Raw genomic sequence first — 15,321 nt, forward strand, 5'->3', positions numbered from 1 at the left:
GACGAGGTCGACGCCGGGCGGCAAGCTGCCGCCCGGCGCACGGGCATCACCAGCGATAGGCGACCTTGCCGTACACGTAGGCACCCTGGGCACCGAACGGCGAGCTGCTCGGATACGGGAAGATGCCGTGGAAGTTGCTGCCGTCCGGTGCCTTCTGCGGATAGGTGTCGAACACGTTGTCCGAGCCAAGGGTGAAGGTCCAGCGATCGTGGTAGTAGTTGGCAGCGAGATTGAAGATCCACCGGGACGGGTAGACATCGTCGTAGATGTAGCTGGTCGAGCTGTACTCGGTGACCCCGCCGTAACGCACCGCGGTGCCGGTGAAGCCCCAGTGGCCGGTCTTCCAGGTGTTGGTCCAGATGAACTTGGAGCGCGGCATCTGGTCGGCCAGCAGGCCCTTGGCCTGGCTGCGCGTGATGCGCTGGAAACCGACATTGCCCAGCGCGTCGAGCACCGCGGGGTTGGGCAGCACCTTGGTCACCTTGTTCTTGTGGTACGACCAGTTGACCGTGGTCTGGAACGAGCCGCCGTCGGCAAGCTCCTTGATGTAGTTGGTGACCACGCCGATGCCCTTGATGCGCATCTCGGCCGCGTTGGTGAAGTAGGCGAGCGCCACGTACTCGGAGTTGACCACGCCGTTGGCGGCCAGGTAGTCCTTGACCGACTGGGTCACCAGCGACATCGAGCTTGACATCAGGATGCGGTTTTTCAGCCGGATGTCGTACAGGTCCACCGTGGTGGTGAAGGCGCGCGTGGGTGCCCACACTGCGCCGACGGTGATGCTGCGGGTGGTCTCCGGCTTCAGCGGCTCGCTGCCCAGCAGCTGCGCGGTCTTGTTGTCCGGCGGCACCAGGCCGCGCAGGTAGATGCCCTCGGGCAAGCCCAGCGAGTTGCCGGCGGGGTAGGACACCGAGGTGGTCACCGAGGCGTGCTGCTGGCCCAGGCCCGGCGCGCGGAAGCCGGTGGAATAGGTGCCGCGCAAGGCAAAGCCGTGGTCGAAGTCGTAGCGGCCGGACAACGCGTAGGAGAGGTTGGTGCCGAAGTCGGAGTAGTCCTCGTGGCGCGCCGCGATCGAGGTACTCAGCCGGTCGGTGATGTTGCCTTCCAGTTGCGCGTACTCGGCCACCGAATGCCGCGTGCTGTTGCTGGCGTCCTCCGGGCCCCAGCCGGCAAAACCTTGCGCGCCGCCGGTGACGCCCGAGGTGCCCACGTAGTACGAGGCGAGGTCGCCGGCCACGATCTTGTAGCCCTGGTGCAGGTACTGCGCGCCGAAGCCCAGGTGCCAGTAGTCGTTGAGCGACTTGCCCATCGAGAAATCGAGGGTGGCCTGCGAGGCGGTCAGGGTGCCGTCGTGGATGTCGGTCGGGGTGTAGCCGAAGTCGTTCCAGAAGGCGAAGTTCACCGTGTTGAAGGTGCCGTAGGACACGCGGTTGGCGCCCCAGGTGGCCGCGGTGTCCCAGTCCCAGCCCGACTCCGTCTCGCCGCGCACGCCCATCACGAAGGACTTGTCGCGCGACACGCCATGCTCGACCGGGTTGAAGCCGTCGCCGTCCGGGAACAGGTACTGCATCAGGTCGTTCTTCGGCTCCGGCGCGTTGGTGCCGTAGCGGTAGAACGCCATCGGCTCGGCCATCAGCCGGCCATAGTGGCCGTAGCCGTACAGATGCACCTTCGGCGTGAAGTCGTACTGCCAGTTGAGGAAGGTGTTGTAGTTGTTGGAATTGGGGATGCCGACGTGGTACTTGCGGCCCAGCTCGGTGAAGCCGGGGCGGTTGTCCAGCCCGGCGCGGTTGGTCGGGTCCTGCTTGCCGACCTGCGCGGAAAGCCGCATCCAGCCCTTGTCGCCCAGCGCGAAGCCGAGGCTGCTCTGCAGCCGCGAACTCGCACCGTCACCGGCCGAGTACTTGCCGTAGTCGCCCTGCACCTCGCCGCCCTCGCCGCCCTTTTTCAGGATGATGTTGATGACGCCGGCCAGCGCGTCGGAGCCGTACTGCGCCGAAGCGCCGTCGCGCAGCACCTCGATGTGGTCGATGGCGCCGACCGGGATGGTGTTGATGTTGACGCCCTGCGAGCCCTGGCCGACCTGGCCCAGGGTGAGCATCAGCGCGCTCGAGTGCCAGCGCTTGCCGTCGACCAGGATCAGCACCTGGTCGCTGTTGAGGCCGCGCATCTGGAACGGCCGCACGAAGGCGAACGTGTCGGACATCGAGGCCAGCGGGAAATTCAGCGAGGGTACGGCGAGGTCGAGCGCATTGCCCAGGCTCACCGCGCCGGAGTCGTTCAGCACCTGCGCGGGGATCACGTCCACCGGCACCAGCGAACTGGATTGCGTGCGGTCGCTGGTGCGCGTGCCGGTCACGATCACCTGCGACAGGTTGACGGCATCCTTCTTCTGCTTTTGCTGGCTCGATGATGCCGCATCCGCCGGCGCGGCGGGTGCCGACGCGGTTTCCTGCGCGGCAGCGGTGCCCGCCAGCACCAGCGCCACCGATACGGACAACAGCTTGGGAATGATTCGACCGAAACGCTCGTTCATCAGAGACCCCCAACGTTAGGATTGCACCGGAACCGCCCTGCCCCCGGCGATTGCTTGGTCCACTTCAGTCAAGCGATGTATCCGGGCGTCTCCGCACCGGCAAGGCGTTGGCGATGTCCCCGAGAACAAGCGTATTCAGGCCGGGCCCGAAGGCACGCTCCGCAACGTCTGGTCGAGCATAGTCACAAGCCGCCGCCAGCCACCAATGAAAAGACCGGCACCTGGCATAACCGAAAGTTGTAGATGCCCGTGAGCGTGGGCGCGATCAGCCCGGCGCAAGCGTCTGCCGCGCCAGCTGGCGCACCAGTTCGATGAAGTGTTCCTGCAAGGGATTCAGCTGGCTGTCCAGCCGGTACACCGCGTACAGCACCACGTCCAGCTCCAGCGCCAACGGCCGCGTCTGCACCACGTCGCCGTCGCCCTGGGAGGCGGTGAAGGGGTCGACCAGCGCCAGCCCGGCGCCTTGTGCCACCAGTGCGCAGGCGAGTTGATAGGTCTGCACCCACACCGAGATCTGCGGCGGCGGGTCGACATGCATCAGGTGGCTTTGCAGCAGGCTGCCCAGCGCATCCTGCACGGCGATGCCGATCATCGGCTCGCCGGCCAGCGCCGTCACCGGCAGCGGCTGCGCCAGTTCCGCGGGCGACCAGCGGCCCGGCGGCGCGATCACCATCACGCGGCCCTGGCACAGCGGCTCCTGGCGCAACTCGGGGTGGCTGGCGTCCTGCAGGGTGAGGCCGATGTCGGTTTCGCGCAGGGTCAGCGACTCGCACATCTCGGCCGAGTGCCGCGTGGACAGCTCCGCGGTCGCGGCGGGCCAGGCCTTGCGCAGCAAGGTGGTCGCGTCCGGCACCAGCGACTGCGCCAGGGTGGGCGTGCAGGTCACCCGCAGCGGTTCGCTCTCCGGCCGCGCGAAATTCGCGGTGAGCCGTTGCAGGTCGTGCAGGTCGCGGATGATTTTCTCCACGCGCGGACGCAGCAGCAGCGCCTGCTCGGTGGGATGCAGCCGCCCGCGCACGCGATGGAACAGGGTGAACCCGAGCTGGTGCTCCGCCTGCTGCAGCGCCTTGCTCGCCGCCGGCTGCGAAATGTTCAACAGATTCGCCGCGCCGGTGAGGCTGTTGGTGGTCATCACGGCATGGAACAGTTCGATGTAGCGAAGACGCATGTCGAGAGTTCACCCTGTGGCCGCGGCGGCGCTGCCTTCGAAGTGCAGCACAGCCGGTGCCGCCGGGCAACTCCCGTCGACCGGTTTCCACAACCCGCAGTTATGCCAGGTGTCGGTCTTTTCATTGGTGCCGCGCCGTGGCCGATCACTATGCTCGACGCCGTGTCGTGACGGGCTACCGGATGCCCGCGGGAGTACGCGCACCATGTCCGATCCAAGCAACGCCGCCGAGCCCGGTCACTGGGGCCCGCCCTACCTGCTGTACCTCGGCAGCGCCGCCGACGACCTGGCGATCAAGACCGCCCGGGGCCTGGCCTACTGGCGCCCGGACTGGTGCGTGGGCCAGCTGCGGCGCGGCGACTGCAAGCCGACGCTGGGCCTGCCGGAGATGAGCGTCGGCGAAGCGCGCAAGGCCGGCGCCAACACCATGGTGATCGGCGCGGCCAATGCCGGCGGCGTGATGTCCTCGCACATCGTGGCCGATGCCATCGCCGCGCTGGAGGCCGGCCTGCACGTGGCCGCAGGGCTGCACCAGAAGCTGCGCGACAACCCTGACATCGTCGCCGCGGCGCGACGCCACGGCCGCGAACTGTTCGATGCGCGCGATCCGATGCCGGGCCTGCCGGTCGGCAACGGCCGCCCGCGCGCCGGCCGGCGCCTGCTCACCGTGGGCACGGATTGCTCGGTCGGCAAGATGTACACCACGCTGGCGATCGAGCGCTCCATGCGCCGACGCGGACTCGCCGCCGACTTCCGCGCCACCGGACAGACCGGCATCCTGGTTGCCGGCTCCGGCATCCCGATCGACGCGGTGGTCGCCGACTTCATCTCCGGCGCCGCCGAGAAGATTTCGCCGGCACGCCTCGACGGCGGCTGGGACCTGATCGAAGGCCAGGGCTCGCTGTTCCATCCCTCCTACGCCGGCGTGTCGCTGGGCCTGCTGCATGGATCGCAAGCCGACGCGCTGGTGCTGTGCCACGAGCCCACCCGGCAGCACATGCGCGGCCTGCCCGACTACCCGCTGCCGGAACTCAAGCGCTGCCTGCAGGCCAACCTGGTTGCCGCGCAGCTGACCAACCCGGCGGTGAAGGCGGTGGGCGTGGCGGTGAACACCTCCAACCTCTCCGCCGCCGACGCCGCGACCGCCTGCCGCCGCATCAGCGGATTGCTCGAACTGCCTTGCCAGGACCCGGTGACGATGGGCGTCGAAGCGATCGTGGACAACCTGCTCGCATGCTGCGCCAACTGATCATCGAGGAGCGCCGTTTCCCGCTCGCCGCGCCGTTCCGCATCTCGCGCGGGGTCAAGCACAACGCCGACGTGGTCACCGTCGCCATGCGCCAGGGCGACAAGTGCGGGCGCGGCGAAGCGGTGCCCTACGCGCGCTACGGGGAATCCGCCGCGTCGGTGATCGAGCAGATGGAGCAACTGCGCCCGCAACTGGTCGCCGGCATGGGCCGCGACGAACTGCAGGCACGGTTGCCGGCCGGCGCCGCGCGCAACGCCCTGGACGCGGCGCTGTGGGACCTCGAATCGCAACTGAGCGGCGTGCCGGTCTGGCTGCGCCTGGCGCGGCCGCAACGCGCCGCGCTGGTGACCGCGCTGACCATCGGCATCGACACGCCCGAACGCATGGGCGCGGCCGCCGCGCGCATCGCCGGCACCGGGCTGATCAAGATCAAGGTCGACGCCGACGACCCGGCCGCACGAATCGACGCCGTGCGCCGCGCCGCGCCGCATGACCGGCTCATCGTCGACCCCAACGAGAGCTGGACCATCGAGTTGCTGCGCGACATGCAGCAGCCGCTGGCGCGCGCCGGCGTCGACCTGCTGGAACAGCCGCTGCCGGCCGACGCCGACGACGCGCTGCTGGGTTTTTCCGGCAGCATCCCGATCTGCGCGGACGAGGCCTGCCACGAGACGCGCGACCTGCCGCGCATGCGCGGGCGCTACCAGGCGATCAACATCAAGCTCGACAAGACCGGCGGCCTGACCGAGGCATGGCACCTGCTGCGCGCCGCGCGCCGCGAAGGTTTCAAGGTGATGGTCGGCTGCATGGTGTGCTCGTCGCTGGGCATCGCGCCGGCGCTGGAACTGGCGCGCGAGGCGGCCTTCGTCGACCTGGACGGGCCGTTCTGGCTGCAGCACGACCATCCGGACGGCGTGCAACTGCACGGCGGCTCGCTGCTGCCGCCCTTGTCCGGCTTCTGGGGTGGCTGAGCGCCGCGCCACAACCGCCGGTTATGCCAGCTGATCGTCTTTTCATTGGTGGCTGGCGCACGCCGGCGACTATGCTCGATCCGACAATCGTGGAGGGTGAACCCATGTCCGATCGCAACACCGCGCGCGCCGATGTCCGCCAGGCGCACCGCGCGCGCGCCGCGCGCTGGCGGCAAGCCGCGCTGGCGCTGGCGCTGACCGCGTGCAGCGCGCTGGCGTGGGCGCAGGACGTCAATCCCGATTCGACCGGCCGCGAGCCGGTCATCACCCGCATGGCGCTGGAGAAGGCCAAACCGGTCACCGCCAAACACGCCATGGTGGTCAGCGCGCAGCACCTGGCCACGCTGGTGGGCGTGGACATCCTCAAGCGCGGCGGCAATGCGGTGGACGCCGCCGTGGCGGTGGGTTTTGCCGAAGCCGTGGTGCACCCGTGCTGCGGCAACATCGGCGGTGGCGGGTTCATGACCATCCACCTCAAGGATGGTCGCAACCTGTTCCTCAACTTCCGCGAGAAAGCGCCGCTGAAAGCCACGCCGACCATGTTCCAGGACGCCGACGGCAACGTGGTCGAGGGGCGCAGCACCGACAGCTATCTCGGCGTGGGCGTGCCGGGCACGGTGATGGGTTTCGACACCGCGCTGAAGGCCTACGGCACGATGTCGCTCAAGCAGGTCATCGCGCCGGCCATCAAGCTGGCGCGCGAGGGCTACATCCTCAAGCAGGGCGACGTCGACAGCCTCGAACCGCACACCGGGGATTTCGCCAGGCACGCCAACGTGGCGGCGATCTTCCTCAACCACGGCAAGCCCTTCAAGGTGGGCGAACGACTGGTGCAGAAGGATCTGGCCAACACCCTGGAAATGATCGCCGACAAGGGCATCGACGCGTTCTACAAGGGCCCGATCGCCGAGGCCGTGGTCAAGGCCAGCGACGCCAACGGCGGCATCCTGTCGATGCGCGATTTCGCCAATTACACCGCGCAGTGGGAAAAACCGATCCAGTGCAAGTACCGCGGCTACGCCGTCGTCTCGGCGCCCCCGCCGAGTTCGGGCGGCACCACGCTGTGCCTGATCCTGCAGATCATCGAACCCTACCCGCTGGCCAGGTGGGGTTACGGCTCGGTCAACAGCGTGCACTACATCGTCGAGGCCGAACGCCGCGCCTTTGCCGACCGCAACACCTACCTCGGCGACCCGGCCTTCGTGCACAACCCGATCGACGAGCTGCTCTCGGCCGAACACGCGGCCAGGCTTCGCGCCACCATCCAGCCGGACCGGGCCACGCCGTCCTCCGAGGTCAAGGGCAGCCTCGGCGCCCCCGAAGGCAACCACACCACGCATTACTCGGTGGTCGACAAGGACGGCAACGCCGTCGCCGTCACCTACACCGTCAACTTCCTGTTCGGCAACAAGCAGATCGCCGGCAACACCGGTTTCTTCCTCAACGACGAGATGGACGATTTCACCTCCAAGCCCGGCGTGGCCAACGGCGCCGGCCTGGTGCAGGGCGTGATCAACCAGGTCGAACCGGGCAAGCGTCCGCTGAGCTCGATGACGCCGACGATCGTGCTGCGCGACGGCAAGCCGTTCATGCTCACCGGCAGCCCCGGCAGCGCCACCATCATCTCGTCCACGCTGGCCAGCATCATCAACGTGGTCGACTTCGGCATGAACATGCAGCAGGCCGTCAACGCGCCACGCCTGCACCAGCAGTGGTATCCGGACGTGGTCTACGCCGGCCAGGGGCTGCTCACGCCCGAGTCGCAGAAAACCCTGGAAGCGATGGGCTACACGTTCAAGCAGTTCAGCGGCGGCGCGGTCGAGGCGATCCTGATCAATCCGAAGACCGGTTTGCTGGAAGGCGCCAACGACCCGCGTCGTCCCGCGGGGCTCGCCGCCGGGTACTGACCTCCGCGGCGCCGTCCGGTGGGTGGCCTGCGCTAGATTAGGCAGCCGAACCACGAAGGCCGGAGTGAACACGTGGCGCGACTGCCCGAACCCGCCGCGACGAGGCCGCCGCGATGGATGCGCTGATCACCGCCGCGGCGCAGGCGCTGGCGGCGGGCGACCCGCTCGGTGCGATGACGCGGGTCGCCCTGCGCGAGGATGCGCCGGCGCTGGCGTTGCGCGGCCTGGCGATGGCCCAGCTCGGCGACTTCACGCGCGCGACGCTGCTGCTGCGGCGCGCGGCACGCGCATTCGGCCCGCGCGAGGCGACGGCGCGCGCACGCTGCGTGGTGGCCGAGGCCGAGATCGCGCTGGCCTCGCGCGAGCTGGCCGGTGCCACCGCCACCCTCGACGCAGCGCGCGCCACGCTCGACGCGCACGGCGACCACGTCAACGCGGCGCACGCGCGCTACCTCGGCATCCGCCGCCTGCTCCTGCTCGGGCGTCTCGACGAAACCGAACAGGCGCTGGCCGCGGCGGCCGGCACGCCGCTTCCGCCCGCACTGCTGGCGGTGCACGAACTGGTCGCGGCGGGCGTCGCGATGCGCCGCCTGCGCGCGACGGCGGCACGTGATGCGCTCGCTCGCGCCGCCCGCGCCGCGCAACGCGCAGGCATCCCCGCGCTGATGGCGGAGGTGGACGCCGCCACGCGCACCCTGCACGCGCCCGCCGCACGCTGGCTGGCCGGCGGCGAGGAACGCCTGTTGCCGCTGCGCGATGTCGAAGCCCTGCTGGCGTCGGAGACCTTCGTCGTCGATGCCTGCCGCCATGCCGTGCGGCACCGTGGCAAGACGGTTCCGCTGGCCAGTCGTCCGGTGTTGTTCGCGCTGATGCGGCAACTGGCCGAGGCGTGGCCGCATGACGTGCCGCGCGACGCGCTGGTCGCCCGCGCGTTCCGCGCCAGGCACGCCGACGAGTCGTATCGCGCACGCTTGCGGGTGGAACTCGGGCGCCTGCGCCGCGCGCTGAGCGGGTTGGCCGAGGTGCATGCCACCCCGCACGGTTACGCCTTGCTGGCGCATCGCGCGGACCAGGTCGGCGTGCTGGCGTGGCCGGTCGAGTCCGCGCACGCGGCGGTGCTGGCCCTGCTCGGCGACGGCGAATCGTGGTCCAGCTCGGCGCTGGCGCTCGCGCTGGGGCGCAGCCAGCGCAGCGTGCAGCGGGCACTCGAAACGCTGGCGGCAGCCGGCAGCGTGCAGTGCGCCGGGCACGGTCGCGCGCGCCGCTGGATGACGCCGCTGGCGCCGGGATTCGCGACGACCTTGTTACTCCCGGCGCCGCTGTCGTTTGAATAGCATGGCCCGCGTCTTCCATCCCCAAGGAGTCCGGACATGAAACGAAGCAAAGCCGACATCGTCGCCGAACACGGCCCCTACCCCGGCACCGATGGCGTGCATGGCGTCACCTGCGATGGCGAACACGTGTGGTTCGCCTCCGGCGCACGGTTGAACGTGTGGGACCCGGCCAGCGCCCGCGTGTTGCGCAGCATCGACATCGCCGCGCACGCCGGCACCGCGTTCGACGGCCGCCACCTGTTCCAGATCGCCGAGGACCGCATCCACAAGATCGATCCGCAAACGGGCGAGGTGCTGGCCACCATTCCCGCGCCGGGCGACAGCAGCTCGGGCCTGGCGTGGGCCGAGGGCACGCTGTGGGTGGGCCAGTATCGCGGGCGCAAGATCCAGCAGATCGATCCGGCGACCGGCGCGATCCTGCGCACCATCGAATCCGACCGCTTCGTCACCGGCGTCACCTGGGTCGACGGCGAGTGCTGGCACGGCACATGGGAAAACGACGAGAGCGCCTTGCGGCACATCGATCCGACGACCGGCGAAGTGCTGGAGCAACTCGACATGCCGCCCGGCGCCGGCATCTCGGGGCTCGCCGCCGAAGACGGCCAGGCCGTGTTCTATTGCGGCGGCGGCCACAGCGGCAAACTGCGCGTGGTGAAGCGGCCGCGAAGCGTCGCGGCGGCTGGCTGACGAGGCGCCGGATTCCAGCTTTCGCTGGAATGACGGCCAAGGAGCTTCAGCGGCGCAGGCGTGCCGGGCTCAACATCTCCATCGACAGCCCGGCATCGACCAGGCGCTGCGGCAGCGGTCGGCCCAGCGCCAGGTTGGCGCAGGTTTCGCCCATCGCCGCGCTGGTCTGGATGCCGTAGCCGCCCTGCGCGGCGACCCAGAAGAAACGCGGCGCATCGGGATCGAAGCCGCCGATCAGGTCGCCGTCGGCGACGAACGAGCGCAGGCCGGCCCACGTGCGCCGGGGCCGGCGGATCGTCATCGTGGTGGCTTCCTCGATACGGTGGATGCCCAGCGCGATGTCGTATTCCTCCGGCTGCACGTCGTGCGGTTCGACCGGGTCGGCATTCGCGCACGAGCCCAGCAGGAGGCCGGCGTCGGGCTTGAAATAGAACCTCTCACTGAAGTCGGTGACGAACGGCCAGCGTGCCGTGGCCATGCCTTCGGGCGGCTCGAACACGAAGGCGGAGCGGCGCTTCGGCACGATGCCCAGCGGCGCCACGCCGGCCAGCGCCGCCACGTGGTCGACCCAGGCGCCGGCCGCGTTGAGCAGCAGCGGCGCGCGGAACGACTGCGCCCCGCTGTGCACCCGCCAGCCGCCCGCCTCGCGCTCGATCGCGTCGATGGCGACGTCCACGCGCAACTCGCCGCCATGCGCGCGCAAACCGCGCAGAAAGCCAAGGTGCAATTCGTTGACGTCGATGTCGGCCGCGCCCGGCTCGTGCAGGCCGATCTGCGCGAACTCCGGCCGCAGCACCGGCACCGCGGCCTGCACGCGGGCCGCGTCGTGCAGCTCGATGTCGCGGCTGAACGGCACGATGGCCTCGTACAACGCGCGCACGTCGTCGCGGCGTTCCGCACCGGCGATGATGGTGGCGCCACGTGGACTCAGGATCGGCTCGGCCGAGAATCCCGCCGGTGGCGCCGCCAGGAACGGACGCGCGGCACGGGTTAGCGCGCGCACCTGCGGCGAGCCGTAGGTTTCGCTGAACAGCGCGGCCGAGCGTCCGGTCGAGTGCACCCCGGCATGCGCCTCGCGCTCCAGCACCAGCACCCGCACATGCGGTGCGAGGAAATACGCGACCGACGCGCCGGCCATGCCGGCGCCAATCACGATCACATCGGTTTCGATCCGTTCCATCATCAGTTCTTTCGTTGAGAAGGGAATAGGGAATCGGGAATGGGGAATCGCAAAAGCAGAGAGCACTGCTCTTGGCTCTTGGCTCTTGGCTCTTGGCTCTTGGCTCTTGGCTCTTGGCTCTTGGCTATTCGCTATTCCCCATTCCCTACTCCCTGGTTTGTTTCGCCACCACGCTGGTGGCGGTTAGGTCGGCGGTGACGTTGCCTAGCGTGGCGAGGGCGTCGGGCACCGTATCCACCGCCAGCATCAGGCCCAGCGGGGACAGCGGCAGGCCCATCGCCTGCGCCACCGGCAGGTTGGTGGCGACGAAGGTGACCTGGCCCGGCAATCCCACCGAACCGAGGCTGACCACGACCGCCAGCAGCGCACCGGCCAGCAGCTGTGCAGTGGACAGATCCACGCCATAGGCCCACGCGATGAACGCCGCCGACGTCATGTACTGCACCGGGCTGGTCAGCCGGAACAGGCTCACCGCCATCGGCAGCACCAGCGCGGCGACCTGCTTGGGATAGCCGAGGCGGCGGTCCGCGCTTTCCAGCATCGCCGGCAGCGAGGCCAGCGAGGACTGCGTGCTGATCGCCACCGCCTGCGCCGGCACCAGCGCGGGCACGAAGCGGCGCAGCCGCTCGCCGCCGAACACCAGCGCCACCGGCAGCATCATCGCGGTGACGGCGAGATACAGCAGGCACTCGGTCAACACGTACACGCCCAGCGCACTGAGCATGCCCAGTCCGGAGCGCGCGCACACCGAGAGGATCAGCGCGAACACGCCCAGCGGAGCCACCCACAGTACCCAGCGCACGATCACGATCATCGCGTCGGCAATCGCCTGGAAAAACTCCACCAGCATCGCGCGCCGCGCCGGTGCGATGCGGGTCAGCGCGAAACCGAGGAACAGCGCGAACACCACCAGCGGCAGCATCGCGCTCTGCGCCGCGGCCATGATCGCGTTGCTGGGCACGATCGCCACCAGCGTGTCGACCCACTGCACCGGCGCCACCGACACCGCCGGCGCGCTGGCGTGGTCGAGCGCGGCGACCAGCTCGGGGTTGTGCGGAAACAAGGAAAACACCAGCGGCGCCGCCAGCGCGGAGAACAGCGCGCCGCCGGTGAGGATGACGATGAACACCACGATCGCGCGGCGCGCGATGCGGCCGGACGCCGCCGCGTCGGTGGCAGTGTTGACGCCCACCACCACCAGCGCCAGCACCAGCGGCACCACCGTCATCTGCAGCGCGTTCAACCACAGCTTGCCGACCGGGTGCACCGCGTTGGCCACCTGCAGCGCCACGGATTGATTCCAGCCGGCCAGCAGCAGGCCGATCACCGCGCCGGCGGCCAGGCCGGTGAGCACGCGCGCGGTGGCGCTCATCGCGCGCCGTCCGCGTGGAGGACGGGCAACTGCCAGGTGTTGCGCAGGCGCTCGTACTCGGCCTGCGGCAGCAGCACGAACACCGGATGGTCCTGCGGCTTGAGCCAGGCCAGCAGCGACTGCATCACCGCCGGCGTCATCGCGGTGCAGCCGGCGGTGGCGTCGGTGGGCGACTTCCACAGGTGGGCGAAGATGCAGCTGCCCGCCTGTGGCACGTTGCGCGGGTTCTGCTCGATCACGAAGCCCATGCGGTAGCGCTGGTCGCCGTTCGCGTGCAGGTCGCGCCGCATCGGCTCGGTGGAACCCTTCACCGCGTCCAGGCCGACCACGTTCGCGTCGACGATGCGGTTGTAGTGCTTCGCGCCGCTGACATCGACGCAGTACTCGGTGGCGTTGAGCGCGAGGTACGGCATCGCGGTATCGACGCTGGCCGCATAACCGAACGAGTCGCCGATACGGAACACCCCGGCCGGGCTGCGGTTGTCGCCTTCGCGTTTGACCGGACCGCCTGCAGCGGTCTGCGGCGCATTCAGGCCCAGCCCCCAACCGGAACCGTTCTTGCCGATGGTCACCGGCGTGGAGGTACGCACCTCGCGCCAGCCGTCGCCTTCGCGCACGAAGGTGCGCAGGGTGCCGTGGTCGACGTTCCAGTCGGCGGTGGTGACCAGGATCATCTGGCCGGCGTTCCGCCACGGCACATCTGCGGCGTCCGCGTGCGCGACGCCGGCAAGCACGACGGCGAAGGTCAGCAAGGCAAGGGGGCGGCAGTGAACAGTCATCAGCTTTCGTTCCGCATGGTGAAGATGCTTGACCTCGTAGGGCGGGCACCGCCCGCCGCCTTCGTGAAGCCACACGGACGACGTATCGAAAAGCCGGCGGGCAGTGCCCGCCCTACGAAAGCATCGCCCGCGAGCGGGCTCCTGCGATTCCCTATTCCCGATTCCCTGTTCCCGGCCCTCATGGCTCCAGCATCTGCTGGATCCGGTCGAGGTTGCCCAGCAGCAGGGCACGGCGATCGTCGTGGCTTTCGCACAGCTGCACGAATACGCCGTCGAGCAGGTGCTGCAGGGCGGACTGGTACAGCAGCGGCTGGATGTAGGGCAGCTCGTCATGGGCGGACACCACCAGCGCGATGTCGGCCAGCGTGCGCAGCGGATTGGCGGTGTGCCGCGTCACCGTGATCAGCTGGCCGCGGCGTTCGCGGAAATAGCGGGCGATCTTGCACAGCGCCGGGTGGTTGCCGTGTTCGGAGAACATGATGAGCACGTCGCCGGCGCCGGCGGCGGAGACGTTGGCGGTCATCCGCGCGGTGTCGAAGTTGTGCACGGTGAGGATGCCCAGCAGCGACAGCCGCAACGCGAAATTGCGCGCATAGATGTCGTCCTCGCCCAGGCCGATGATGAACACCTTGCCGGCGCGGCCGGCCTGGCCGATGGCATCGGCCACCGCGTCGAGCATTTCCGGCGGATTGATCAGCCGGGTGGCCTCCTCCGCCTCGGACTTGCGCCGCCACAGGTTGCCGGCGAACGCACCGGCGCCAGTGCCGTCCGCGGCCGGCTGGACGTGCAAGGTGTCGCCGTTGTCGGCACGGGCGATCGCCTCGCCCACGGAATACTTGAGGTCGGGGTAGCCTTTGAAGCCGAGCTTCTGGGTGAACTTGACCACGCTGGACTGGCTGATGCCCAGCGCATTGGCCAATTGCTGCGAAGAGTAGTCGCGCAGCAGGTGCGCGTTCTCCAGCACGAAATCGGCGATGCGCCGCTCCACCGCGGACATCTGGTCGCGTTCCGAACGGATTTTGACCAGCGGCGACATCAGTCCTCGATCCTCTCCAGGCCGCGTATCTCCCGAATGCCCAGGCCGGGCGCGTCCGTTACCGAGATCTCCGATTCGTTGAAGATTACCCCACCGTCGACCGGGTTGAACTGGCACAGCGAGGGGCCGTCCAGGTCGATCTTGGTGATCGCGTTGGACTTGGCCACCGCCACGTGCACCGCGGCCGCCACGCTGATCGAGGTTTCCAGCATGCAGCCGATCATGCACTCGATGCCGTGCATGCCGGCGATGTCGGCGATGCGGATCGCATTGGAGATGCCGCCGGTCTTCATCAGCTTGATGTTGATGATGTCGGCCGCGCGCAGGCGAATCAGCTCGATCACCTCCATCGGGCCGAACACGCTCTCGTCGGCCATCACCGGCGTGTGCACGCGCTCGGTGACGTAGCGCATGCCGGCCAGGTCGTTGGCCTTGACCGGCTGCTCGATCAGCTCGAGCTTGATACCGGCCTCCTCCAGCGTCTGCAGCGCATACACCGCCTGTTTGGCCGTCCAGCCCTGGTTGGCATCCAGGCGCAGCAGGGCGCGCCCTTCCACCGCGGCGTAGATCGCCTTGACCCGCTCGATGTCGACGCCGATGTCCTTGCCGACCTTGATCTTCAGCGACTCGAAACCGCGCTCCACCGCGGAGACCGAATCGGCCACCATCTTGTCGATGTAGTCGACGCTGATGGTGATGTCGGTGGTGATCACCGGATCGCCGCCGCCGAGCAGCTTGTACAGCGGCGCGCCGTAGAGCTGGCCCCACAGGTCGTACACCGCGATCTCCACCGCCGCCTTGGCGCTGGTGTTCTTCTCCATCGAGGACTGGATCAGCTGGGTGATCTGGTTGAGGTTGGCAATCTCCTGGCCGATCAGCCGCGGGGAGATGTAGTGGCGGATCGCGTCGATGATCGAGCCATGGGTGTCGCCGGTGATCACCGCGGTGGCGGGCGCCTCGCCGTAGCCGACCTCGCCGGTGTCGGTATGCATCATCACCACGATGTCGTCCACCGTGTTGACGGTGCGCAGCGCGGTCTTGAACGGGGTCTTCAGCGGTACCCGCAGCATGCCGAACTGGATGTCGGTGATTTTCATGGGAA

The 15,321-nt window shown here is 68.8% G+C and carries 12 protein-coding genes; 5 read left to right on the forward strand and 7 right to left on the reverse strand.

Translation table 11 applies throughout. The features are described 5' to 3' along the window. Window positions 1-46 precede the first annotated feature (46 nt). Both ACVCL9_RS11075 and ACVCL9_RS11080 read right to left on the reverse strand, forming a co-directional pair. Complete coding sequence (locus ACVCL9_RS11075; protein WP_395120153.1) at window positions 47-2,536, reverse strand: TonB-dependent receptor plug domain-containing protein; 2,490 nt, start codon at window positions 2,534-2,536, stop codon at window positions 47-49. A 265-nt stretch (window positions 2,537-2,801) separates the two neighbouring features. Beyond that, window positions 2,802-3,704: a LysR family transcriptional regulator gene (locus ACVCL9_RS11080; RefSeq protein WP_395120154.1), complete on the reverse strand. Its 903-nt coding sequence runs from the start codon at window positions 3,702-3,704 to the stop codon at window positions 2,802-2,804. Window positions 3,705-3,909: 205 nt separating this feature from the next. Between ACVCL9_RS11080 and dgcN the strand changes: the two genes are divergently transcribed. The 5 genes from dgcN to ACVCL9_RS11105 all read left to right on the forward strand — a co-directional run bounded on the left by dgcN (window position 3,910) and on the right by ACVCL9_RS11105 (window position 9,852). Next, the gene (gene dgcN / locus ACVCL9_RS11085; protein ID WP_395120155.1) at window positions 3,910-4,953 is read left to right on the forward strand and encodes an N-acetyltransferase DgcN; all 1,044 of its coding nucleotides are present in this window, start codon (window positions 3,910-3,912) and stop codon (window positions 4,951-4,953) included. Then, complete coding sequence (dgcA, locus tag ACVCL9_RS11090; RefSeq protein WP_395120156.1) at window positions 4,938-5,924, forward strand: N-acetyl-D-Glu racemase DgcA; 987 nt, start codon at window positions 4,938-4,940, stop codon at window positions 5,922-5,924. The genes dgcN and dgcA overlap by 16 nt, the downstream gene beginning before the upstream one ends. A gap of 104 nt (window positions 5,925-6,028) precedes the next feature. Next, entirely contained in the window at window positions 6,029-7,831 is a 1,803-nt protein-coding gene (ggt, locus tag ACVCL9_RS11095; RefSeq protein ID WP_447098081.1) for a gamma-glutamyltransferase, read from the forward strand. 113 nt (window positions 7,832-7,944) lie between these two features. Continuing rightward, window positions 7,945-9,165: a helix-turn-helix domain-containing protein gene (locus ACVCL9_RS11100; protein WP_447098080.1), complete on the forward strand. Its 1,221-nt coding sequence runs from the start codon at window positions 7,945-7,947 to the stop codon at window positions 9,163-9,165. Between the two features lie 36 nt (window positions 9,166-9,201). Next, window positions 9,202-9,852 (forward strand): Vgb family protein, encoded by a 651-nt coding sequence (locus tag ACVCL9_RS11105; RefSeq protein WP_447098079.1) that lies wholly within the window; start codon window positions 9,202-9,204, stop codon window positions 9,850-9,852. 46 nt (window positions 9,853-9,898) lie between these two features. Here the strand turns inward: ACVCL9_RS11105 and ACVCL9_RS11110 are convergent, their stop codons facing one another. From ACVCL9_RS11110 to ACVCL9_RS11130, 5 genes are all read right to left on the reverse strand, one after another. Next, entirely contained in the window at window positions 9,899-11,035 is a 1,137-nt protein-coding gene (locus ACVCL9_RS11110) for an NAD(P)/FAD-dependent oxidoreductase (protein WP_447098078.1), read from the reverse strand. A gap of 142 nt (window positions 11,036-11,177) precedes the next feature. After that, a complete protein-coding gene (locus ACVCL9_RS11115) occupies window positions 11,178-12,404 on the reverse strand; it encodes a dicarboxylate/amino acid:cation symporter (protein ID WP_447098077.1) in 1,227 nt (408 codons plus the stop codon). Continuing rightward, window positions 12,401-13,183 (reverse strand): L,D-transpeptidase family protein, encoded by a 783-nt coding sequence (locus ACVCL9_RS11120; protein WP_447098076.1) that lies wholly within the window; start codon window positions 13,181-13,183, stop codon window positions 12,401-12,403. The genes ACVCL9_RS11115 and ACVCL9_RS11120 overlap by 4 nt, the downstream gene beginning before the upstream one ends. A 178-nt stretch (window positions 13,184-13,361) precedes the next feature. Next, window positions 13,362-14,219, reverse strand: coding sequence for a MurR/RpiR family transcriptional regulator (locus ACVCL9_RS11125; RefSeq protein ID WP_447098075.1), 858 nt, complete (start codon window positions 14,217-14,219; stop codon window positions 13,362-13,364). Then, window positions 14,219-15,316 (reverse strand): dipeptide epimerase, encoded by a 1,098-nt coding sequence (locus ACVCL9_RS11130; RefSeq protein WP_447098074.1) that lies wholly within the window; start codon window positions 15,314-15,316, stop codon window positions 14,219-14,221. The genes ACVCL9_RS11125 and ACVCL9_RS11130 overlap by 1 nt, the downstream gene beginning before the upstream one ends. Between the last annotated feature and the right edge of the window lie 5 nt (window positions 15,317-15,321).

The sequence above is a fragment of the Rhodanobacter sp. UC4438_H5 genome (genome assembly GCF_052978405.1).